The 24,785-nt window shown below is 22.2% G+C and carries 20 protein-coding genes; 10 read left to right on the forward strand and 10 right to left on the reverse strand.

All coding sequences use genetic code 11. The annotated features are described in order from the left end of the window. Positions 1–15: 15 nt before the first annotated feature. The 3 genes from H0H76_RS02595 to atpD form a co-directional block, all read right to left on the reverse strand. Entirely contained in the window at positions 16–276 is a 261-nt protein-coding gene (locus H0H76_RS02595) for an acyl carrier protein (RefSeq protein WP_185855472.1), read from the reverse strand. Positions 277–1,021: 745 nt separating this feature from the next. Further along, entirely contained in the window at positions 1,022–1,264 is a 243-nt protein-coding gene (locus tag H0H76_RS02600; RefSeq protein ID WP_185855473.1) for a F0F1 ATP synthase subunit epsilon, read from the reverse strand. Further along, on the reverse strand, positions 1,261–2,784 hold the full coding sequence (gene atpD, locus H0H76_RS02605; RefSeq protein ID WP_185855474.1) for a F0F1 ATP synthase subunit beta: 1,524 nt from the start codon (positions 2,782–2,784) through the stop codon (positions 1,261–1,263). Before atpD ends, H0H76_RS02600 begins: the two co-directional genes overlap by 4 nt. A gap of 73 nt (positions 2,785–2,857) precedes the next feature. Here atpD and H0H76_RS02610 point away from each other — a divergent pair, with 73 nt between their 5' ends. Further along, complete coding sequence (locus H0H76_RS02610; protein WP_185855475.1) at positions 2,858–3,787, forward strand: bifunctional riboflavin kinase/FAD synthetase; 930 nt, start codon at positions 2,858–2,860, stop codon at positions 3,785–3,787. A 6-nt stretch (positions 3,788–3,793) separates the two neighbouring features. After that, complete coding sequence (locus H0H76_RS02615; RefSeq protein WP_238783875.1) at positions 3,794–6,394, forward strand: PD-(D/E)XK nuclease family protein; 2,601 nt, start codon at positions 3,794–3,796, stop codon at positions 6,392–6,394. Here H0H76_RS02615 and leuB read toward each other — a convergent pair. Genes leuB through H0H76_RS02635 form a run of 4 tightly spaced genes read right to left on the reverse strand, consistent with a single transcriptional unit; the run spans position 6,369 to position 10,619 of the window. Then, positions 6,369–7,433, reverse strand: coding sequence for a 3-isopropylmalate dehydrogenase (gene leuB, locus H0H76_RS02620; protein ID WP_185855476.1), 1,065 nt, complete (start codon positions 7,431–7,433; stop codon positions 6,369–6,371). The two genes, H0H76_RS02615 and leuB, sit on opposite strands and share 26 nt — an antisense overlap. Before the next feature lies 1 nt (position 7,434). Beyond that, a complete protein-coding gene (gene leuD, locus H0H76_RS02625; protein ID WP_185855477.1) occupies positions 7,435–8,031 on the reverse strand; it encodes a 3-isopropylmalate dehydratase small subunit in 597 nt (198 codons plus the stop codon). Then, the gene (gene leuC / locus H0H76_RS02630; protein WP_185855478.1) at positions 8,006–9,430 is read right to left on the reverse strand and encodes a 3-isopropylmalate dehydratase large subunit; all 1,425 of its coding nucleotides are present in this window, start codon (positions 9,428–9,430) and stop codon (positions 8,006–8,008) included. Before leuC ends, leuD begins: the two co-directional genes overlap by 26 nt. Next, positions 9,420–10,619 carry a 2-isopropylmalate synthase gene (locus H0H76_RS02635; protein WP_185855479.1) on the reverse strand — a complete coding sequence of 400 codons (1,200 nt, stop codon included), beginning with the start codon at positions 10,617–10,619 and terminating at the stop codon, positions 9,420–9,422. The genes leuC and H0H76_RS02635 overlap by 11 nt, the downstream gene beginning before the upstream one ends. A gap of 161 nt (positions 10,620–10,780) precedes the next feature. Between H0H76_RS02635 and H0H76_RS02640 the strand changes: the two genes are divergently transcribed. Then, positions 10,781–12,334, forward strand: a complete 1,554-nt coding sequence (locus H0H76_RS02640) for a hypothetical protein (protein ID WP_238783876.1) — start codon at positions 10,781–10,783, stop codon at positions 12,332–12,334. Positions 12,335–12,727: 393 nt separating this feature from the next. Then, entirely contained in the window at positions 12,728–14,002 is a 1,275-nt protein-coding gene (gene tyrS, locus H0H76_RS02645; protein ID WP_185855480.1) for a tyrosine--tRNA ligase, read from the forward strand. Positions 14,003–14,013: 11 nt separating this feature from the next. Here tyrS and era read toward each other — a convergent pair whose 3' ends face one another. Both era and clpB read right to left on the reverse strand, forming a co-directional pair. Next, on the reverse strand, positions 14,014–14,904 hold the full coding sequence (era, locus tag H0H76_RS02650; protein ID WP_185855481.1) for a GTPase Era: 891 nt from the start codon (positions 14,902–14,904) through the stop codon (positions 14,014–14,016). Continuing rightward, positions 14,894–17,524, reverse strand: a complete 2,631-nt coding sequence (gene clpB, locus H0H76_RS02655) for an ATP-dependent chaperone ClpB (protein WP_185855482.1) — start codon at positions 17,522–17,524, stop codon at positions 14,894–14,896. The genes era and clpB overlap by 11 nt, the downstream gene beginning before the upstream one ends. 97 nt (positions 17,525–17,621) lie before the next feature. On the opposite strand from clpB, the gene prfB reads away from it, so the two are divergent. From prfB to menD, 6 genes are read left to right on the forward strand one after another with little or no spacing between them, the layout of a single operon-like run. Beyond that, positions 17,622–18,719, forward strand: a complete 1,098-nt coding sequence (gene prfB / locus H0H76_RS02660; protein ID WP_185855803.1) for a peptide chain release factor 2 — start codon at positions 17,622–17,624, stop codon at positions 18,717–18,719. 37 nt (positions 18,720–18,756) lie between these two features. Continuing rightward, positions 18,757–20,154, forward strand: a complete 1,398-nt coding sequence (locus H0H76_RS02665; RefSeq protein WP_185855483.1) for a type III PLP-dependent enzyme domain-containing protein — start codon at positions 18,757–18,759, stop codon at positions 20,152–20,154. 11 nt (positions 20,155–20,165) lie between these two features. Further along, on the forward strand, positions 20,166–21,041 hold the full coding sequence (gene speB, locus H0H76_RS02670; protein WP_185855484.1) for an agmatinase: 876 nt from the start codon (positions 20,166–20,168) through the stop codon (positions 21,039–21,041). After that, complete coding sequence (gene cmk / locus H0H76_RS02675) at positions 21,031–21,753, forward strand: (d)CMP kinase (protein WP_185855485.1); 723 nt, start codon at positions 21,031–21,033, stop codon at positions 21,751–21,753. The genes speB and cmk overlap by 11 nt, the downstream gene beginning before the upstream one ends. Further along, positions 21,737–22,471 carry a 3-oxoacyl-ACP reductase FabG gene (gene fabG / locus H0H76_RS02680; RefSeq protein ID WP_185855486.1) on the forward strand — a complete coding sequence of 245 codons (735 nt, stop codon included), beginning with the start codon at positions 21,737–21,739 and terminating at the stop codon, positions 22,469–22,471. Before cmk ends, fabG begins: the two co-directional genes overlap by 17 nt. Positions 22,472–22,481: 10 nt before the next feature. Continuing rightward, the gene (gene menD, locus H0H76_RS02685) at positions 22,482–24,224 is read left to right on the forward strand and encodes a 2-succinyl-5-enolpyruvyl-6-hydroxy-3-cyclohexene-1-carboxylic-acid synthase (RefSeq protein ID WP_238783877.1); all 1,743 of its coding nucleotides are present in this window, start codon (positions 22,482–22,484) and stop codon (positions 24,222–24,224) included. Here the strand turns inward: menD and H0H76_RS02690 are convergent. Then, on the reverse strand, positions 24,180–24,773 hold the full coding sequence (locus tag H0H76_RS02690; protein WP_317168073.1) for a SanA/YdcF family protein: 594 nt from the start codon (positions 24,771–24,773) through the stop codon (positions 24,180–24,182). The two genes, menD and H0H76_RS02690, sit on opposite strands and share 45 nt — an antisense overlap. Between the last annotated feature and the right edge of the window lie 12 nt (positions 24,774–24,785).

A 24,785-nucleotide genomic window follows, 5' to 3' on the forward strand; every position in this document is an offset into this window, starting at 1 on the left:
AATTTATATTATTTTTTATTTTTTTTGTGAATTATTTTTTTCAATTAAAATATATTCTATGGCCTGTATAGCGTCCCCTACAGTGGTAATTCTCTCTGCTTTTTCATCAGGAATACTAATATCAAACTCTTTTTCAAATTCCATTATAAGTTCAACTATATCTAATGAATCTGCTCCTAAATCGTTAGTAAAACGAGTATTAGAAAAAATTTCATTTTTTTCTATACTTAGTTTATCTACGATAATGGCATGAACTCTAGATGCAATATCAGACATAATATCATATTTTTTTATAATACAAAATTAGTAAACTTTTGTAAATCATATATAAATTTGATTATTTACATATTTTACTGTAAAATAATTGCAAAAAAAATACAATTATTAATATAAATATTTTTAAAAATATTTTATAAAAAAAGCTACAAAATACAAAAGCTTTAAAAAAAAATAAATAGATATTATTGTTACAGCCCTAGTGAATAAAAAATTAAGGAATTTTAAATAATTTACATTTTTTTGCTATACTTAATATTTATAAAATACATTAATTAGGTGGAGAATTATTATATTATTATATTAATAATAATAATGATAAATTAAAAATTGTTTTAAATTTCAGTTTTAGGATATAATCTCAAAATTATTGTAATATTTGATAAAAGATTTAGTAGTAAAATAAGAAAAAAACATAATACTAGCTATTAAATATTTTTTTTAAAAAAAATTATTAGTTACTGGCTCATATTATATTAGATAATTTATTTTTGTAAATAAATTTGTTTTAGCAATGTATCATTATCAATGATTAATTACATTTAAAATTATTAGACCCCATAATGTAGTTAATTTTACTGCTGATCTTAGTAAGTTCAGTACTATTCCGTATCATTTAGTCGTATATGATATGGAAAAAAAATGAATTGCAAATGCAAATTATTTTTAAAAATCTATTTTAAATGCTATAAAAATATTCAAAAATAGAAAAGAATATTTTAGTTTAGTTTAAGGAAAAAATTAATCATATAAAAATTAAAACATCATTTTCTTTTACTTGAAAAATTCCATTTTTTATTTTCATTTTCTTTATAATTTTTTTATTTTTTTCATAAAAATAAAATTTTAATATTCCACTTTTTAGAATAGAAATAAATGAAGTATGATTATCTAATATTTGAAAATAGCCATCTATTCCTGGAGCATATATCGAAATTACTTCTCCTTTATATTCAATATTTTGTAATTTAAATATTTTTATTTTCATGAAATATTTGATATAATTTTTTCTCCAGATTCTATTACTTGTTCAATAGTTCCTTTTAAATTAAATGATATTTCTGGAATGTTATCTAATTCTCCATCTATTATCATATTAAATCCTTTTATAGTATCTTCAATTTTTACAAATTCCCCTTCTATTCCAGTAAACTGTTTTGCTACATGAAAAGGCTGAGATAAAAACCGTTGTACTTTTCTAGCTCTGGAGACAATTAATTTATCATCATCACTTAGTTCTTCTATTCCTAAAATAGCTATTATGTCTTGTAATGAATTATATTTTTGTAAAATTTCTTTAACTTTTTGTGCACAATCATAATGATTTTTATCTACTATTTCTGGAGATAAGATTCTTGAAGTAGAGTCTAATGGATCTACTGATGGATAAATACCTAAAGAAGCAATTTTTCTAGAAAGAACTGTAGTTGCATCTAAATGAGAAAATGTTACTGCTGGAGCAGGATCAGTTAAATCGTCTGCAGGAACATATACAGCTTGTACAGATGTAATAGAACCTTTTTTAGTAGATGTAATTCTTTCTTGCATTACTCCCATTTCTGATGATAAAGTAGGTTGATATCCTACAGACGATGGAATTCTTCCTAATAAGGTGGAAACTTCTGACCCAGCTTGAGTAAATCTAAATATATTATCTATAAAAAATAATACATCTTGTCCTTCTCTTTTTTTGTTTATCTTATCTCTATAATATTCAGCAATTGTTAATCCGGATAAAGCTACTCTAGCTCTTGCCCCAGGGGACTCATTCATTTGCCCAAAAATAAAAGTAGCTTTAGATTTTTTTAAAACTTCTTTATCTACTTTAGACAAATCCCAAAATCCATTTTTCATTGATTCTACAAATGACTCTCCATATTTAATAATACCAGATTCTATCATCTCTCTTAGCAAGTCATTCCCTTCTCTTGATCTTTCACCTACTCCAGCAAAGACTGATCTACCTCCGTATCCTTTTGCAATATTATTTATCAATTCTTGTATTAATACTGTTTTTCCTACTCCAGCTCCACCAAATAATCCTATTTTTCCTCCTTTTGGATAAGGTCCAATCAAATCAATTACTTTTATTCCAGTATATAATATTTCAGTCTCTGTTGATAAGTTTTTAAATTCAGGAGGATCGTTATGAATTGGCATAAATAATGAAGTATCTATATTTCCCAAACCGTCAATACAATCTCCTAAAACATTTAACACTCTACCATTTAGTTCATCTCCTACTGGAATACTAATTGGATTATTAGTCATATATACTTCATCACCTCTTTTTAATCCATTTGTTTCCTCCATTGATAAGCATCTTACTTTATTGTTTCCAATATGTTGTTGAATTTCTAAAACTATTTTTAATTCTTTAGATAAATGTATCTCCAACGAATCATAAATATTAGGTAATTCTACGTCTTTTTCAAAAAAAACGTCTATTACAGGTCCTATAATTTTAGTAATTATTCCTTTTATTTTTTTATTACTATGATTTTGCATTATCATATTACATTTTATAAAATATCTATTTATATATTTATATTTGTAAATGTAAGAGAAAATATAAAAAATTTTGAAAATCTATTCATCTATAGATGAATTTTACTCTTTAAATCCATGTGTATTTACAATAGGAATTTTCGATGGAGTACATATAGGGCACAAAAAAATAATAAAAAGTTTCTTTCTTAAAAAAAACAAAAAATATTCTTCAGTATTACTTACATTTCATCCACATCCGAAAGAAATATTATCACAAAATGAAAAATTTTTATATTTAAATACTATTTCTGAAAGAATACAAAATTTAAAAAAAACGGGGATAAAACATTTAATAATACACCCATTTACAAAAAACTTTTCTAAGTTAGATATAAAAGATTTCTTACAAAAAATTATTTATTCTAAAATAATAATTGTAAAATTAATTGTTGGATACGATTTCCATATTGGAAGAAATAGATGTGGAACTTACAAAGAAATAAAAAAACTTTCTCATATTTATGGATTTAAACTTTTAAAAATTTATCCATATAAATTAAAAATGAATATTATTAGCTCAACAAAAATTAGAAAATCTCTTTTATTAGGGAACATAGATTGGGCAAATAAAGCTTTAGGATATTTTTATACTTTATCAGGATATGTTGTAAAAGGAAAAGGTATAGGAAAACTTATTAAGTTTCCAACTGCAAATTTAAAAGTTAATCCAATAAAACTAGTTCCAAAAAAAGGAGTTTATGCAGTAAAAATACATTTTTTAAATAAAATTTATAAAGGTATGTTAAACATTGGAATTAATCCTACTATTTCCCATAAAGAAAAAAATATTAAAATAGAAGTACATATTTTTGATTTTTTTAAAAATATTTATGGACAAAAAATAATAATATCAATTATAAAAATTATTCGTAAAGAAATAAAATTCAATTCTATTAAACAATTACAATATCAAATTAAACAAGATAAAATAACCATTGAAAGATTTTTCCTTAATACTTAAATATTTGTGGAAATAGAAAAAATAATAAGAAATATATCGTCATTTTTTGATGATGGAAAAACTTTAAAAAAACGATTTATATTCATATCAAAAGATTCTACTTTTATAGAATTATTATCAAATGAATATAATGCTAATTTTAAAAATACAAAAACTAAATTTTTTACAATAGAAAAATTCTTAGAAAAGATTTCTGGATTAAAAAAAATAGATAATTATTATATCTTTCTTCATTTTCTTTATTTTTTAAAGGAAAGTGATTTTTTAGTAAAAAAATCTTTAGAATATTTAAAATGGATTCCTAATATTTTATATGATATACAAAATATTGATTTTAATATTGATAAATTTTTCTCAAATATTATTTCTACAGAAACAATAAAAAAATGGAAGTGTAAAAATTCTTTTTATAAAGAAAATCCTTTTATATTTTGGGATATTATTAAAAAGTATTATTATTTAATACATTCTCAACTAATTATAAAAAGAATAATTTATAAAGAATTACTTTTTAAAAAAGTAGTTCCTAATCTATATAATTTTTTATCAAATAGTTCATGTGAAGAGATTATATTTTTTTTTAGAAAAGATTTCATTTTTAATAAATGGGAAAATAATTTTATAAAAAAAATAAAGGAATACCATAAAGGATACTTATATGAATTATCTATGAAAAAATTTTTTACAAAAGATTACATTATAAAATATAATGATAATAAAATTAATAATTTTTCAAAATTGAAAATAATAAGTGTTTCTAAAGAAATAGAACAAGTAAAAATTTTAGAAAAAATAATACGTAAATTTATTAAAAAAAAAAAGACAAAAACCCATAATAATATATTAATAATTCCAGGAGATATAAATCTTATAATTCCTATAATTTACTCTGTAAACAATATTTTAAAAATAAAAATATCATTCGATATAGATTATCCCTTTAAAATAATTCCTATTAATTATACTTTTCAATCTATTTTTAAATTTTTATTGAATAAACATTCAAAAAATATACTAATAAAACAATACATAAAAAATTTATTGTTAGATGGATATATAAAAAAATTTTTTTCTAAAAATGATATTGGAATTATTTTTCAAATAAACACACTAAACATAAAAAATGTTTTAATAGGGATTTTAAGTATAGTAAGAAAATTTAAAAATTATTTGTTTTATAATGTAAAAAAACATTTTTTAGAATTAAAATTTCTTTCTAAATTAGAAAAATTTATTTTAAAAATTAAAATAATAACAAGGATAAAAAATAAATTTTCATTTAAAATTAACGATTTTTACCACATGTATGAACAGTTTGTTAAAACTGGAAAAATACGTTATAAAACTATAAACAAAAAAGGATTATTTGTTAAAGAATTTACAGATAATTTCATAGAAAAATTTGATTTAACAATAATAACTTCTTTTAATAGTGGAGTAATTCCTCCAAAAAAAAAAAAATTTTCTTATATTCCATTTGATATTAAAAAAAAATTTAATATTAATTCTTATAATAATAATAATGATTATTACTTTCTTAATTTTATAAGAATTTATAAATCTTCAAAAAAAACATTTCTTTTATTCAAAACCCACCCAGATGAAATAAATAATGGAGAAAGCAGTCCATTTATTAAAAAATTAAAAATTATATCAAAATTATCAATTGAAAATAAAATGTTTAATATTTCTAATAATATTATAGAAAATCCTATTATAATTAGTAAAACTAAATCTTTTCTTAATTCTTTACACAATCTTGTAAATAGTGGGATCTCTCCAAGTTCTATAAAATTATATAATAAAAACCCAATATTTTTTTATTGCAAAAAAATATTAAAAATAAATGAACAAGAAGAAAAAGAAAAATTTCCCAGAATAATAATAGGAAAAATTATTCATAAAATACTAAAAATATTATATTCCTCTATAATAGGAAATAATATTACTATTGATTGGATTAAAGAAAAAAAAAGTATAATAGACATCATAATAAATAAATTTTTTTTAGAAGAAAATAAAACAATAAGTGGAGAAAACATGTTATTATACTTTATAATAAAAAATTATATAAAAAATTTTCTTTCATGGGACGAAAAATATATTAAAAATGGGCACAATATTATTATAAAAAAAATAGAATATAAAACATCTACTTTATTAAAAATAAAATCTAAAAAAGTAAAATTACATGGGATAATAGATCGTATAGATGAATTAGATGGAAAAATAAGAATTATTGATTATAAAATAGGGATTTCAAAAAGAAAATCAATAAACATTTATAAAGAAGATGTTAAAGATATTTTTATTAATCCAAAATACGAAAATATTATGCAATTACTTATCTATACATATTTATGGTTTAGTTCTAATATGATAAATAAAAAATATTCACCTTTAATAGGAATTGTTTCTCCTATACAATCAATGGATAATTCTATATTTAAAATTCCAATAAACTTTTTTTTTAAAGAAAAATATAATATAACATACAAAAATTATAAAGAATATTTTCTTCCTCATCTATTATATAGAATTTCAGAAATTTTGGATCCTAAAATTCCAATAGTAGAAAAACTTATTGATTATCAATATATTTCTTAATATAATTTCCAACATCTTCTGTTGTACTTGGATTTGTATTATAACAAATATCCTCTGTAAAAACACCATTTTCTATAGATTTTTTTACAGCTTCTTCTAAAAGACATTTTTCTTTATGCATTCCAAAATATTCCAACATCATAGATCCAGATAATATACATCCCAGTGGATTTGCTATATTTTTTCCTTTTGCTTTAGGATAAGATCCATGAACTGGTTCAAATAATGGAGTCTTTCCACCTATGGAAGAAGAAGGTAACATTCCTATTGATCCACATATTACACTAGATTCATCTGATAAAATATCTCCAAACATATTATCCGTTAAAATAACATCAAATCTACTAGGATTTAGAATAATCTGCATAGCTGCATTATCTATATATAAAAAATCTAGTTTTACTTCAGGATAAGATAATCCTATTTTAATTATAACTTCTCTCCATAATTTAGAAGTTTCTAATACATTAGATTTATCTACCAAGGTTAGTTTTTTTCTTCTACTAATAGAAGCTTTAAATGCTAAATTACCAATTCTTTCTATTTCATTTTTAGAATATATACAATTATCATAAGCTAATTCTCCACTTTCATTCCTTCCTTTTTCTCCAAAATAAATTCCCCCAGTTAATTCCCTATATATAACAAAATTAACATTTTTTAATAATTCTCTATTTATAGGTGATCTATGAATATCTGGATAAAAAATTACGGGACGTATATTACAATATAATTTCATTTTCTTTCTAAGTTGTAATAAACCATCTTCTGGTGTAATTTTTTTATATCCACTTTTGCATTTATATGCAGGATCCCCTATACATCCCAATAATATTGCATCTGATTTTGAACAAATTTGTAATGTTTTTTCTGGAATAGGATTCCCTGTCATTTTTATTGCTTCAATACCAGCTAATAAATAGTGATAATAAAAGTTATGTCCATATTTTTTTGTAATGGAATTCAAAATTTTTATTGTTTCTTTCATAATTTCAGGGCCTATTCCATCTCCATATATTACAGAAATATTTTTTTCCATATTAAAAAATATATTTTTTTTTTCTTTCAAAAATTTCTATTTCTTTTTTCATAGAAACTAAAAAATCTATATCGTCATATCCATTAATAAAACAATATTTTTTGTATGGATGAATATAAAAAGTATTAATTTCTTTTGTATTTATAATAGATATTTTTTGATTTAATAAATCCACTTTTACTTTAATTTTTGGATTCTTTTTCGTAATGTTAAATAATTTTTTTACAAAAACATCTGATATTTCTACTGGTAACAACCCATTATTTAATGCATTTTCTTTAAAAATATCAGCAAAAAAACTAGATATTATTACTCTAAATCCATAATCTAAAAGAGCCCATACTGCATGTTCTCTACTAGATCCACATCCAAAATTTCTTCCAGACAAAAGAATTTTTCCTTTAAAATTAGGATTGTTCAAAATAAAATCCTTATTTATCAATCCATTCTTTTTATATTTCCAATCTATGAAAAGATTTTTTGCATAAACTTTACGTTTAAATTCCTTTAAAAAACGAGCAGGGATAATCTGATCTGTATCTATATCATCTATATATAGAGGTACTATTCTACTAATAATAACTTTTAATTTCTTCATAAACATATTTGTCTATATTTACTATTTTACCTACTATAGAAACAACAGCCGCAGTTAAAGGACTTGCAAGTAAAGTTCTTGCTCCTGGGCCTTGTCTACCTTCAAAATTTCTATTAGAGGTAGAAATACAATATTCTCCTGAAGGAATTTTATCTTCATTCATCCCTAAACATGCCGAACATCCTGGTTGTCTAAATTCTAATTCAGATTCTCTAAAAATGATATCTAATCCTTCTTTTTTTGCTTGTTCTACTACTTTATTAGACCCAGGGACAATAATAGTTCTAACATTTTTAGCTTTCTTTTTTCCTTTAACTATAGATGCTACTAGTCTAAGATCTTCTATTCTAGAATTAGTACAACTTCCTATAAATACATAATTTATATTTTTTCCAATTAAAGATTCTCCTGGACAAAAACCCATATAATTCAATGATTTAAAAGATGTTTCATTAAAAAATGATTTATCTGGAATAGATTCATTTATTTTTATGGCCATTCCTGGATTTGTACCATAAGTTATCATAGGAGAAATCTCTTCTGCTTTAAACGTATATTCTTTATCAAAAATAAAATCTTTATCAGTTTTTAATGATTTCCAATATTTTATTATATTTTCATTTAATTTAATGTATATTTTATTAATATAATCTATAGTAATTTTGTCTGGATAAATAAGACCACCTTTTGATCCCATTTCAATACTCATATTACAAATTGTCATTCTTCCTTCCATACTCATTTTATCAAATACAGTCCCACTATATTCTATAAAATATCCAACTCCTGCATTAACACCTAATTTGGAAATAATATACAATATTACATCTTTTGATGTAACACTTTTTTTCAACTTTCCATTTATACAAATTCTCATTTGTTTTGGTTTATATAATAATAAACATTGACTAGCCATTACCATAGCTACTTGGCTAGTTCCAATTCCAAAAGCGATACATCCGAATGCCCCATGAGTTGAAGTATGACTATCTCCACAAACTATTGTCATTCCAGGTAATGTATGACCCAATTCAGGTCCAATAACATGAACTATACCATTATTCTTATCACCTAATTTATATAAGCAATGAATTCCAAACTTTTTACAATTATTTGTTAATAAATTTATTTGGTTTCTTGATAAAGGATCAGATATTGGAAGATGTTGGTTTATTGTAGGAACATTATGATCCACTGTAGCAATAATTTGTTTTGGCCTAAAAATTTGTAAATTTTTTTCCTCTAGTTTTAAAAATGCTTGTGGACTAGTGACTTCATGTATATAATGTTTATCTATATAAATAACATCTATATTATTTTCTAATTTTTTTACTAAATGTGCATCCCAAATTTTATCAAATAATGATTTTGGTTTTTTTATCTTATTATTATATAACATTTATTCTAATATCAGAATGTAAAAAATTTTTTTTGTTTAATTTTGCTTTTTCTAATATAATCATCAATTCTTTATCCGTAATTTCTATATTTTTATCTGCATATTCTAAAAAAATAGAATAAACTAAATCTAAAGAACTTTTATTCAAAATAATTCCTAATTTTTTATAACGATATGACAATGCTGCTCTTCCACTTCTTGCAGTTAAAACAATTGATGACCTATCTACACCAACATCTCTTGGATTAATGCTTTCATATGTTACTTTATTTTTAATTACCCCATCTTGATGTATACCAGATGAATGAGAAAATGCATTCATACCAACTATTGCTTTATTTGCCTGAATTTTTATTCCTGTATATTTAGAAACTAAACTACTAACATCTGTTAGTTGTCTAGTTTTTATACTTGTATAAAAGTTTAAACTAGGATTTTGTTTCATAATCATTACAATTTCTTCTAATGAAGTGTTCCCAGCTCTTTCCCCAATTCCATTAATAGTACATTCAACTTGTTCTGCTCCATTAATTACCCCATATAAAGAATTAGCAGTAGCCAACCCTAAATCATTGTGACAATGTGTGGATAATATTACTTTGTGTATTCCTTTTACATTTTCTTTTAAAAAATTTATTTTTTCTCCATATTCTTTTGGTAAACAGTATCCTGTAGTATCAGGAATATTAATTACAGTAGCCCCACTTTTAATAACTTTTTCACATACTATTGCTAAAAAAATATTTTCTGTTCTACCTGCATCTTCTGCATAAAATTCTACATCTTCTGTAAATTTTTTTGCATATTTTACCGCTTTTTCAGCTATTTCTATTATTTTTTCTTTATTACTGTTAAATTTGTAACGAATATGATAATTTGAAGTTCCTATTCCGGTATGAATTCTAGGTTTTTTAGCAAATTTTATAGCATTCCAAGCTATATTTATATCTTTTTCTAAAGCTCTAGATAAAGCACATACAACTGAATTTGATATATTTTTAGAAATTTCTTGTACAGAGTTATAATCTCCTGGACTAGAAATAGGGAATCCAGCCTCTATAACATCAACACCTAATTCTTCTAATTTTTTCGCAATTTTTATTTTTTCTTTAGTTTTCAACTTGCATCCTGGAATTTGTTCACCATCTCGTAATGATGTATCAAAAATTTTAATTCTTTTCTTCTTCATTATGCATAAAATTTTTTATATAAAAACCCAAAACTATTTTTTACGTAAAGAAAATAGAAACAAACTATTTTAATAGTTACAATATCTAATGATAACACATAATTTTTATTCAGTTATTTATCAACGTATAACATAAAAGAAAAAATACTATATCCAATTACATGAAAAATCAATATGATAATCTTTTTTTATTAATTAAAACATTATCAAAATCTGAAAAAAGACATTTTCAATTATATGTAAAACGCATAAAAAAAAATAAAAATTCCAAGTTTATGATGTTATTTAAGAATATGATGAAAATTGATAATTATAATGAAAAAAAAATATTGAATAATACAAAAATAAGTAAAGTTCAACTATCCAATATTAAAAGATATTTATATAATCAATTATTAATAAGTCTAAAAATTCAACATGTAAAAATAAATTATGATATTAAAATACGTCAGTATCTAGATTTCTCTAGAATATTATATAATAAAGGTCTATATATACAAAGTTTAAAACTTTTGAAAAAAGCCAAAATAATCGCAAAAAATTATGAATTAAACACTATTTTATTGGAATTAGTAGAATTTGAAAAAATGATAGAATCTCAACATATAACTAGAAGTATTTGTTCTAGATCAGAAGATCTGTCTTCAGAATCTAAAGAATTAGTAGAAAAGATAAAACAATGTAATGCATTATCCAGTTTATCATTAGAACTTTATGATCTATATTTAAAAGTAGGATACGTAAGAAATGAAAAAGACAATATTTTTATAGAAACTTATTTTCGTACCAATACTCAAAAATTTAATATAACTAAACTTAGTTTTTATGAAAAATTATTTTTATATCAATCTAAAGCATGGTATTATCATATTCGTCAAGATTTTATAATGTGCTATAGATCATCTAAAAAATGGATAAAATTATTTCAATCTTATTCAAATGCAAAAAAAATAGCTCCAGTAAGTTATATTAAAGGATATCATTATTTATTAGATACACTATTTTATTTAAATCATTATTCAAAATTCACAAGTGTATTAATGCAATTTGAAAATGAAGTAAAAAACAAAAAAATACTTATAAACGAAAATACTGAAATATTAATTTTCATATATACATATGCTAATCGAATTAATAAACATTATATGGATGGAACTTTTTCTGAAGGAGTTAAAAAAATAATTCCATCGTTTATATCAAATTTTAAAAAATTTTGTAAACGAATGGACTATCATTATATAATGGTACTATACTACAAAATTTCATGTTTATATTTTGGTAGTGGAGATTATTCTAATACTATTAAATATTTATCTAATATTATAGAAAATAAAAGAAAAAACTTACGACAAGATTTACAATGTTTTTCTAGATTATTATATTTAATATCTTGTTACGAAAGTGGTTTAGATGATAATATGGATCAAAAAATACAGTCTACGTATAAATTTTTCATAAAAATGAATGATGGATATATTGTTCAAAAAGAAATTATTCTTTTTTTCAAAAATTTAAGAAGTGTATATCCACATCAAGTAAAAAATAATTTTATAAAATTGAAAGAAAAATTAATAAAATACTACAATCATCCTTATGAAAAAAGAACTTTTTTGTATTTGGATATTTTATCTTGGATTTCTTCAAAAATAGAAAATAAATCTGTAGAATACATTGTAAGAGAAAGATTTATTAAAAATAATTTAAAATTAAGATAGAAACAATTATTTATTTGTAATAATAATTACACTAATGAACAATGTTACAAAATATGATAAAACAAGATTAAATATTTTAATTCTACAGTTAAAATAACTTGAATAATTATAATCAATAAAATAAAAAAATACAACAGACATAAACAGCATCTTTGTGAAAATTAAATAAGTATATATTTTTATTAGAAATTTACTATTTTTCTTTTTCATAAAACAAAGAACAAAAAATATAAAATTATTTATAAAAAATAAAAAAATATAGATTTTTATTAACACAAATAAGAATCTTTTTTCATAAAAAAAGGAATCAAAAAATATGTGAATAAAATTAAAAAATAAGTTATATAGATTATACAATATAATTTTTTTCTTCATTTATTAATTATAACTATAATGCAAAATATTTTAGACGAACTCTCTTGGAGAGGATTAATTCAAGATAAAGTTACTGGATTAGAAAATATACTTAGAAAAAAGACTACAGTCTATATTGGATTTGATCCAACATATGATTCTCTTCACATAGGGAGTTTAATTCCTATTATTGTATCAATTCATCTTCAAAATATAGGTCACAAACAAATAGTAATTATTGGTGAAGCAACAGGATTTATAGGGGATCCTTCTGAAAAAAAGAATGAAAGAATTTTTTTGAAAAAAGATATATTACAAAAATATGTAATATCTATAAAAAATCAAATATTTAATTTATTTAGTTATCATTCAAAAAAAATAGAATTGTTAAATAATTTAGATTGGATTAAAAACATTACATTTATAGAATTTATTCGTGAAATTGGAAAGCATTTTACTGTAAATTATTTGATATCTAAGGATTCTGTAAAAAATAGAATAAAAAACAAAAAAAAAGGACTATCTTTTACTGAATTATCATATTCTATTATACAGGGGTATGACTATTTACATTTGAATAGAACAAAAAATTGCCAATTACAAATTGGAGGATCAGATCAATGGGGTAATATAATTACCGGAATAGAACTTATTAAAAAAATAACAGGAAAAAAAGTATATGGATTTACTTGTCCTCTTATAACAAGCCCTAATGGATTAAAATTTGGAAAAAGTGAAGAATTAGAAAATATATGGTTAGATAGAAATAAAACTTCTCCATACAAATTATACCAATTTTGGATAAACATATCAGATAATGACGCAGAAAAATATATAAAAATGTACACATTTTTATCTAAAGAAAAAATAGAAAATTTAATAGTAGAACATAGATATAATCCAAGTAAAAGATTACTTCAAAAAAAATTAGCAAATGTAATCACTAAGTGGATCCATGGAGATAAAGAATTAAAAAAAATAACAAAAATAACATCAATATTATTTGATAATAATAATAAAATTTTACAATCTTTAAATGAAGATATAATGACTTCCATATATGAAAATATTCCCCATATTTTATTTTCTAAGAAAGAATTAAATTATGGAATATTTTTAATAGATATATTGAAAAATAGTAGATTTTTAAAATCTAAAAAAAAAGCAAATTATGCTATAAAAAATAATTCTATTTATGTAAATAAAATTATTATAAAAAAAAATTTTTTGCTTGTAAAAAAAGATTTAATAAAAGACAAGTATATTTTATTTCAATTTGGTAAAAAAGAATTTTTTATTATAAAATTTATATAAAATTTAGTATCCTAGTATCCAAAATGTTTTAATTTACTAAAATTATACCTGAAATTTTTACTAACTTTAACATGGAAAAGTAATCTAATTTTTTTTTCATAAAAATGTTCTATATTTTTTATAGACATAAGTTTTAATTTATTCAAAATATTTCCTTTTTTTCCTATTAAAATTCCTTTTTGAGATTCTTTCTCTACATAAATAGAAGAACGTATATTTATTATATTTTGTTTTTCTTTAAAAAAATCAGTTACAACTTCTGTAGAATAAGGAATTTCTTTGTCATATAAAATATATATATTTTCTCTTATCATTTCATTTACGAAAAAACGTTTTGGTCTATTACTTATATATTTTTTAGGATAAAAAGGTGGATGTTCAGGCAATAAAGATTCTATTTTTTTCATTAAAAAATCTTTATTTATATTTTTCAACGCAGATATTGGTAAAATTTCTAAATCAGGAAATAGTTTATTACAATAATATATTGTATTATATAATACATTTTCTTTATATTTTATTCCTATTTTATCAATCTTATTAATTAAAACAATTATAGGTATATTTTTATTTGTTATACAATCAAAAAAATCTTTTGAAATATATTTGTATTTTCCAATTTCTGTAATTATTAAAATTATATCTGCAGAATTTAATGATTTTTTTATATCTATCATCATCATCTTTTGCATAAGATAAACAGGTTTATGTATTATTCCTGGAGTATCAGAAAATATCATTTGATAATTAGGTTTATTAATAATTCCTAATACTTTTTTACGAGTAGTTTGTGGTTTATCTGTAATAATAGAAATTTTTTCTCCAACAAGAGAATTAATTAAAGTTGATTTTCCAACATTTGGATCTCCTATTATATCTATAAAACCTGATTTATGAATCACTATGAATTTCTTTTATTAATTTTTCTGATTTTCTAAATACAATTCCTTGTTCTTTAAAAAAATCTATCAAAATATTATAATTTTTTTTAATTTTACCTTTAAGAATTTCCTTAGATAAATTGTTTAAAATATCATGTTGAATAACTCTTTTTAATGGTCTAGCACCAAAATTAAAATCATACCCCTTTTCTGATAAGTAATCTATAGCTTCATTTGTATATTCTATGGAAATATTTTTTTTTGATAAAATATTTTCCAACTTTTTTATTTGTAATTTAACAACTTCTTTAATTTCTTTTATAGTAAGAGGTTTAAATAAAATAATTTCATCTATACGATTAATAAATTCTGGTCTAAGAATATTTTTTAATAAATTAACTATAGATTTTTTTAAAGTTTCTATTTCATTATATGAAATTTCTTTATATAAATTTTTTTGAATAATATCTGATCCTATATTAGAAGTCATAATAATAATTGTATTAGTAAAGTTTACCGTTCTACCTTTATTATCTGTTAATCTTCCATCATCTAAAACTTGTAAAAGTATATTAAAAACATTAGAATGGGCTTTTTCTATTTCGTCTAATAAAATAACACTATATGGTCTTCTTCTTATAGATTCTGTTAATTGCCCACTTTCATCATAGCCTACATATCCTGGTGGAGCTCCTATTAATCTACTTATAGAATGACGTTCTTGATATTCACTCATATCTATTCTTACCATATTATTTTCATCATCAAATAAATATTCTGATAAGGCCTTTGCAAGTTCTGTTTTTCCTACTCCTGTACTACCCATAAAAATAAAAGATCCTATAGGCCTTTTTTCATCTTGTAATCCAGCTCTAACCCTTCTTATTGCATTTGATATAGATTTAATTGCTTCATCTTGTCCTATAACTCTTTTATGCAATTCTTTCTCTAAAGAAAGCAATTTATTTTTTTCACTTTGTAACATTTTAGTAATGGGAATACCAGTCCATTTAGAAATTACCTGTGCTATATCTTCCTTTGATACTTCCTCTTGTATCATTTTTTTTCCTTTATATTCTTTACTTTTTAATTCTTTTTCAAATAATTTTATTTTGTTTTCTTCTTCCTTAATTTTCCCATATCTTAGTTCTGCTACTTTTCCATAATCTCCTAATCTTTCTGCTTGCTCAGATTCAAATTTAAAATGTTCTATTTTATCTTTAGACTTTTGTATTCCTTCTACTAAATCCTTTTCACTTTGCCATTGAGATTCTAATTTATTTTTTTTATCATTTAATTTGTATAATTCTTTTTTTAAAGGAATTAATTGTTTTTCATCTTTCTCCCTCTTTAAAGCTTCTATTTGAATTTCCATATGCATAATTTTCCTATATAATACATCTAGTTTTTCTGGTTTAGAATTAATTTCCATTCTCAATTTTGAAGCAGCCTCGTCAATAAGATCAATTGCTTTATCAGGAAGATAACGTTCATTTATATAACGTTTAGACAATTCTACAGCAGCTATAATAGATTCATCTTTAATTCTTACTTTGTGATGACTTTCATATTTATCTTTAATTCCACGTAATATAGAAATAGCATCAGATACTGTAGGTTCATTAACATACACTTGTTGAAATCTTCTTTCTAAAGCTTTATCCTCTTTAAAATATTTCTGATATTCATTTAATGTAGTGGCTCCAACTGCTCTAAGTTCCCCTTTTGCTAATGCTGGTTTCAAAATATTTGCTGCATCCATAGCTCCTTCTCCTCCTCCAGCCCCAACTAAAGTATGAATTTCATCAATAAACAAAATAATTTTTCCATTTGAATAAGTAACTTCTTTTATTACAGATTTTAGTCTTTCTTCAAATTCTCCTTTATATTTTGCTCCTGCAATTAAAGATGCCATATCCAGGGAAAAAACTCTCTTATTTTTTAAATTTTCTGGAATATCCCCACTTGTAATACGGTGAGCTAATCCTTCTGCAATAGCTGTTTTTCCTACTCCTGGTTCTCCTATCAAAATAGGATTATTTTTTGTTCTTCTAGATAATATTTGTAATACTCTACGAATTTCTTCATCTCTTCCAATAACAGGATCTAATTTCCCATTATAAGCCAATTCATTAAGATTTTTAGCATATTTCTCCAACGCATTGTATGTATTTTCTACCGTAGAAGAAACTACATTACCATTTTTATTTCTAATATTTTGTATAATACTTTTTATTTTATTTTCTGTTATTCCTTGGTTTTTTAATAATTGAGAAGTTTTATCAGATACAACAAAAATTCCATAAAAAATATGTTCTACAGAAATAAATTCATCTTTTAAAATTTTAGCATAATTTTCAGATATATTTAACATTTTTGTAACATTATTACTGAAATGTTGAGTAAATGATCCACTTATTATTTTTGGATAGGAGGATATAATATCATCTAATTCTTTTATTATTATTTTATAATTAACTGATAATTTTTGAAAAATATAAGGAATTATGTTTTTTTCGACATTTAAAATCGATTTTAAAATATGTGAATTTTCAATAGACTGTTGATTTTTATTTAATGCAATATATTGAGCATTTTGTATTACTTCCTGAGATTTTAAGGTAAGTTTTTTATAATTCATATAAAATTTTTTATATAATATAAAAAAAATTTATAACCGAAATAATTTTATAGTCTAATAGACTAATTATTTCAAAATATTTATTTTCGCAAATATGATAATTAAAGAAGATGAAATACACTTTATTTCAAAAAAAGTACTTAAAATTTGTAATTTTTTTAATATTGATAAAATAAAAAAAGATCTTAAAAAAGAACAAAAAAAAATATTTAATACAAATTTATGGAAAAATAAAATACAATATAAAAATTGGATAAGGAACATACAGAATATGAATAAATGCGTAAAAGAATTTACAGAATTAAATACTTCTCTAGAAGATTTAAAAATTATATATTCATTATCTAAAGAAGAAAATATAAATGAAGAACTTGAAAAACAATTCTTTAAAACTAAAAAATTATTATATAACATAGAGTTAAAAAATATTTTATCAAAAAAAGAAGATGTTTTAAATGCAATATTGCAAATATCTTCCGGTGCTGGAGGTACTGAAAGTTGTGATTGGACTAATATGTTAATGAGAATGTATATTATGTGGGCGGATAAAAATAATTTTTCAGTAAAAAAAAATCATCATACTTATGGAGAAATTACTGGAATTAAATCAGTAACATTAGAAATAGAAGGAAAATATGCATTTGGATATTTAAAAGGAGAAAATGGAGTACACAGATTAATTAGAATATCTCCTTTTGATAGCAATTCTAAAAGACATACCTCTTTTTCTTCTGTTTATGTCTATCCAATGATAGATAAAAATATTAGTATCAATATAAAAGATTCAGATATTGAATGGCAAACTTTTCGTTCTGGTGGAGCAGGAGGTCAAAATGTAAACAAAGTTGAAACTGGAGTACGATTACGTCATATTCCTACTGGTATTATTATAGAAAATACTGAAGACCGTACTCAAGTAAAAAATAGAAAAAATGCTTTAAAACTATTAAAATCAAGATTATTTAACATAGAATTATTAAAAAAAAATGAAAAAGAAGAAAAAATAAAATCGAGTAAAAAAAAAATAGAGTGGGGTTCTCAAATACGTAATTATATTATGCATCCTTATAAATTAGTTAAAGATCTAAGGACAAATTATGAAACTACTAAGATACAATCTGTAATGAATGGAGAAATAGACAAATTTTTAAAGGAATTTTTAATGTACATGTACAATTACAATAATAAAAAATAAAATTTTATACATTTTCTTCTACAAATTTTTTTATACTATGAAAAAAAGTTATTATGATCTAATAAATCAAACTTTAGAGCTCCCTACTGAAGAATTTACTATTAAAAATAATTTTTTAGAATTTCATGGAATTCCATTAATAAATCTTATTAAAAATTATGGAAGTCCATTAAAATTTACATATTTACCTAAAATATCACAAAATATAAAAAAAGCAAAAAAATGGTTTCAAAAGGCTATTAACATTAACCAATATAATAATAAATACACTTATTGTTATTGTACAAAAAGTTCTCATTTTTACTTTATATTGGAAGAAGTATTGAAAAATAATATTAGCATTGAAACTTCATATGCTTATGATATAGAAATTGTTAAAAATCTTTACAAAAAAGGAAAAACAAATAAAAATATAGAAATTATATGTAATGGATTTAAAACAAAAAATTATATAAATAACATATCTTATCTCATAAATAATGGATTTTATAATATTATCCCCATTCTTGATAATTTTGACGAGTTAGAACAACTTAGTTTGACTATTAACTCACCTTTTAAATTAGGAATTAGAATTGCTTCTGAAGAAGAACCAAAATTTGAATTTTACACTTCTAGATTAGGAATTAGGTGTAAGGATATTATTTTTTTTTATATGAATAAAATAAAAAATAATCCAAAAATAGAATTGAGAATGCTACATTTTTTTGTAAATACAGGAATAAAAGATACAGATTATTATTGGAATGAACTTTTTAAATGCTTGCACGTATATGCAAAACTAAAAAAAATAGAGCCAAAATTGGATATTCTAAATATAGGTGGGGGGTTCCCAATAAAAACTTCAATATCTTTCACATATAATTATGAATATATGGTTAATGAGATTATATATAGAATAAAAAAGTTTTGTCAAGAAGAAAATATTTCAGTCCCACATATATACACAGAATTTGGCTCATATACTGTAGGAGAAAGTAGTGGAATAATATACAAAATTCTTGGTCAAAAACGTCAAAATGACAGAGAAAAATGGAACATTATAGACAGTTCATTTATGACTACTCTACCTGATACTTGGGCTATTAATAAAAGATTCATAATGATGGCAATTAATCGTTGGAACGATTCTTATGAAAGAGTATTTCTAGGTGGATTAACATGTGATAGTGATGATTATTACAATTCAGAACAACATATAAATGCTATACATCTTCCTTGTTATAGAAAAGATTCCCCACTTTATATTGGATTTTTTAATACTGGAGCTTATCAAGATACAATTAGTGGATATAATGGAGTTCACCATTGTTTAATTCCTCAACCTATTCACATTTTAATAAATCATAATGATAATGAAAAAAATAATTTAGTATATAAAATATTTAGAAAAACACAAACTCCCGAAGAAATATTAAATATATTAGGTTATTAATTTTATGGATTATGGAAAAAAAAACTTTTTCCGGTATATCTAAAAAATATTCTAATATTGAAAATTCAAAAATAGTATTAATTCCTATCCCATATGATAGAACACAAACTTGTAAAAAAGGTTCCAAAATGGGACCAAAAGCATTTTTATATGCAGCAAATCATTTAGAATTATATGATATTGAAACTAATTATGAAGTATATAAAAAAGGAATATTTATAGATTATTCAATACAGAATATTTATTCTATTTCTCCAAAAAGAATGGTAAAAAAAGTTTATGATATCGTAAAAAAATATATTTTAAAAAAAAAGTTTATTACTATTATTGGTGGAGATCATTCCATATCTATAGGAAGTATTAGAGCTTTTGGAGAAAAGTTTTCTGATTTAAGTATTCTTCATATGGATGCTCATGCTGATCTACGTCCTATATATAAAGGTAATTTATATAATCATGCTTGTTCTATGCATGAAGCTTCAAAAAAACATTCTATTATACAAATAGGAATACGAAGTATGGATATATCTGAAAAAAAATATGTTCAAAAAGATAATATATTCTACATGCATAAAATAAATAGTAATGATTATTGGATGGAAAAATCTATTGAAAATCTATCAAAAAATGTTTTTTTAAGCATAGATATAGATGTTTTTGATCCTAGTATTGCCCCATCGACAGGGACACCTGAACCTGGTGGATTGAATTGGTATACAAGTTTAAAATTTTTTAAAAAAGTATTTAAAAAAAAAAAAATAGTTGGATTTGATATAGTTGAACTTTTACCTAATCCAAAAGATTTTTCTACTGACTTCCTGGCAGTAAAACTTTTTTATAAATTATTATCATATAAATATAAATTTTTTCATAAACATGAACCATAATAACCAAAATAAAATAATTATTGCAATAGATGGTTATTCTTCATCTGGAAAAAGTACGTTAGCAAAAAATATAGCAAAAAAATTGCAATATAAACATATAGATTCAGGTTCTATGTATAGATGCATAACTTTATTAGCTATCCGAAATAAAATTTTTCAAAGCGATTTATGGAATAAAAAAAATTTTATAAAATTTTTAAAAAAAAAGAATTTAAAATTCATATTTAAATGGAATGAAAAATTAAATGAAACAGATATTTTTTTTAATGAGGAAAATATACGAAATGAAATTCGATCATATGATGTAAATAAAAAAGTCTCTTTAATTGCTAAAATACCAGAAATTAGAAACATTTTGACAAAAATACTAAGACATATGGGAAAAAACAAAGGAATAGTAGTAGATGGAAGAGATATAGGTAATCATGTTTTTCCAAAATCTGAATTAAAATTTTTTCTTACAAGTTCATTAGATATACGTGCATATAGAAGATATAATTCTATTAAAAAAAAAGGTAAAATAATTTATTATGAAGAAATAAAAAAAAATATTATTTATAGAGATAATCAAGATACTTGTAGGAAAATATCACCACTAAAAAAATCATTAAATCATATAGAAATAGATAATACATTTATGAATGTAAAAGAACAATTTAATTTCATATATAAAATAATAAAAAAATACACAATAAATGAAACTATTAAATAAAAAAATAGCTATAGTTACTGGAGGATCAGGAGATATAGGTAAGTCTATTGTAAAAACTTTTGTTAAACATGGGGCTTATGTAATATTTACTTTTTTATCTTCTAAAATAGAAGCTGAAAATTTAAAAAAAGAATTTAATAATTTTGTAGAAGCATATGAAATTGATTTATCAAATACAAGTTCTTCAAAACTATTCATTGAAAATGTAATCAAAAAATATGGAAGGTTGGATATATTAGTTAATAATGCAGGAATTATAAGAGATAATCTTCTTATTAAAATATCAGAAAAAGATTGGGATAAAGTTATAAAAACAAATCTTTATTCTGTTTTTAATCTAACGAAATATGCAATTTTTCCTATGATTAGACAAAAGGAAGGCAACATTATTAATATGAGTTCAATTATAGGGTTAACAGGAAATATTGCTCAGTCTAGTTATGCTGCATCTAAAGCTGGAATTATTGGATTTACTAAATCAGTAGCTAAAGAATTTGGAAAAAAAAATATTCGTTGTAATGCTATAGCCCCAGGATATATTTCTACAAAAATGAATTCACATTTAAAATATAATACAAAAGAAAATTGGATAAAAAATATACCACTAAAAAAACCTGGGAAACCACAAGATGTAGCCAATTGTGCTTTATTTTTAGCATCATATTTATCAAATTATATAACAGGATGTGTTTTAAATGTAAATGGTGGTTTGATTTAAAAAAATATTGATGAAAAATTTAATATACTCAAAAAAGAAAATTGTACAAAGTTTATGTAAAATATTAAAGAAAAAATCTATTTTTAACATTATTATATCTCCAGGATCTAGAAATGCACCAATTATAATTCACTTTACACAAGACAGTAAATTTAAAACTTATTGTATAGTAGATGAACGTTGTGCTGGTTTTTTTGCAATAGGAATGGCTCAACAAATAAAAAAACCAGTTATTATAAATTGTACGTCTGGTTCAGCAGTAGTTAATTATTATCCAGCTGTTACAGAAGCATTTTATCAAAAAATTCCTATTATTATTATTACTGCAGATAGACCTAAAGAAATTAAAGGAGGATTTGAAGGTCAATCAATTAATCAAGAAAATATTTTTAAAGACCACGTAACATCATTTATTCAACTAACAGAAGATGAAACTGAAAAAGGATTATTGTATGACGAAAAGTTAATAAATGAATCTATAAATAAATGTATGGTATATGAAAAACCTATACACATAAACATTCCTTTTTCAGAACCACTTTATAAAACTACTAATAGTATAGAAGTAAATCCAAAAATAATAAAAATTATATCTATAAAAAAAAAAATTGTTAAATCTATAGATTATAAAAAAGAAAAATCATTATGGAGTAAATGTAAAAAAAAAATGATTTTGTTAGGATTATGCAATGAAAATGAAAATATAAAAAAAATTTTGATAAAAATGAGTTTTAATCCTACTATTGTCATTCTTATAGAAAGTACATCACATATATATAACGATATGTTTTTCTCAAATATAGATCAAATGATTTTTGGAATAACTTATAAAGAATGGAATAGTTTAAGACCTAATATATTATTGACAATTGGAAATAATATTATATCTAAAAACATTAGATATTTATTAACAAAATATCCTCCAACTTATCATTGGCATATAGGTGATAATTGCAATAATTATCCTGATTCTTATTATAAATTAACTACTTATTGGCCAATTACTCCTAAAACATTTTTTAAAACATTTAAAGAAAAATACAATAATAAATATATTTGTTCAAATTATAGAAAAAAATGGGAAAAATTAAAACAAACAAGAATAAAAAGACAAAAAAAATTTTTTGAAAAAGAAAAAAGTTTTTCTGACCTACTAGCACTTAATATTGTATTTTCTAAAATACCTAAAAATTCAGTTTTACAATTAGGAAATAGTATGATAATAAGATATTATCAGTTTCTTATAAAAAAGAATAACTTTATTTTATCTTATTGTAATCGTGGAACATCAGGAATAGATGGGAGTGTTTCAACTGCAATAGGATATTCTATAAATAGCAAAAAAAGAGTAACTCTTATTATTGGAGATATTAGTTTTTTTTACGATAGCAATGCTTTATGGAATGATTATACTCCAAAAAATTTTAGAGTAATTTTGATAAATAATGGAGGTGGAAATATTTTTAAAATAATATCAAATAATAATAATTTACCTGAAAAAACATTAAAATTTTTCGAAACAAAACATACTTTTACAGCAAAAGAAATATGTAAAATGCATAACTGGAAATATAAAAATATTTCCAGTTATGCAGATTTAATAAAAAGTTTATCAATATTTTGGAAAAAAACAAAAAAGCCATTTTTACTAGAAATAAATACACAAAAACAAAATAATGAAAAAATTTTTTCAAATTTTTTGTATTATCTATCTAGAAATAAAAATATCCCAAAAAACTTTTATTCTAGATAAAAATTCTCTAAACTGTATTTTACTATCAAAAGATAAACTTTTTGCATTAAATCCTATAACATCTAACCCTAAACAATTTCCAATAAAAATTGCTCTTTCATTATGAAATTTTTGAGATATAATTGTAAATTTTTTTTGATGAAAAATTTTATAAACTCTTGAAATAGAATATATTGTATTTACTCCATAAAAATCTTCATGTATAAAATTAGGAGATATTCCTTTTTTTATTAATTCTTTTTTCATCATTTTTGGCTCATTATAATTTTTACTTCTATTATCCCCACTTACAATAATATATTGTATTTTTTTATTATAAAAAAGATAACTAGCAGCATCTATTCTATATTTAAAATAAGCATTTATTCCTCCTCCTGGTAAATATTTAGAAGTTCCTAAAACTACTCCAAAAGTATTATATGGGATATTTTTTATCCCATTGTAATTCTTTTTATATGCAAAAAAACTAATACTAAAATTACATATAATACTAAAACAAAATAGGCCTATTAAAAATATACGTTTTATCTTTATTGAACATAATAAAATTTTATTAAAAAA

Origin of the sequence: Blattabacterium cuenoti, from assembly GCF_014251275.1 — a bacterium.
GTDB classification, from domain to species: Bacteria; Bacteroidota; Bacteroidia; order Flavobacteriales; family Blattabacteriaceae; genus Blattabacterium; species Blattabacterium cuenoti_AG.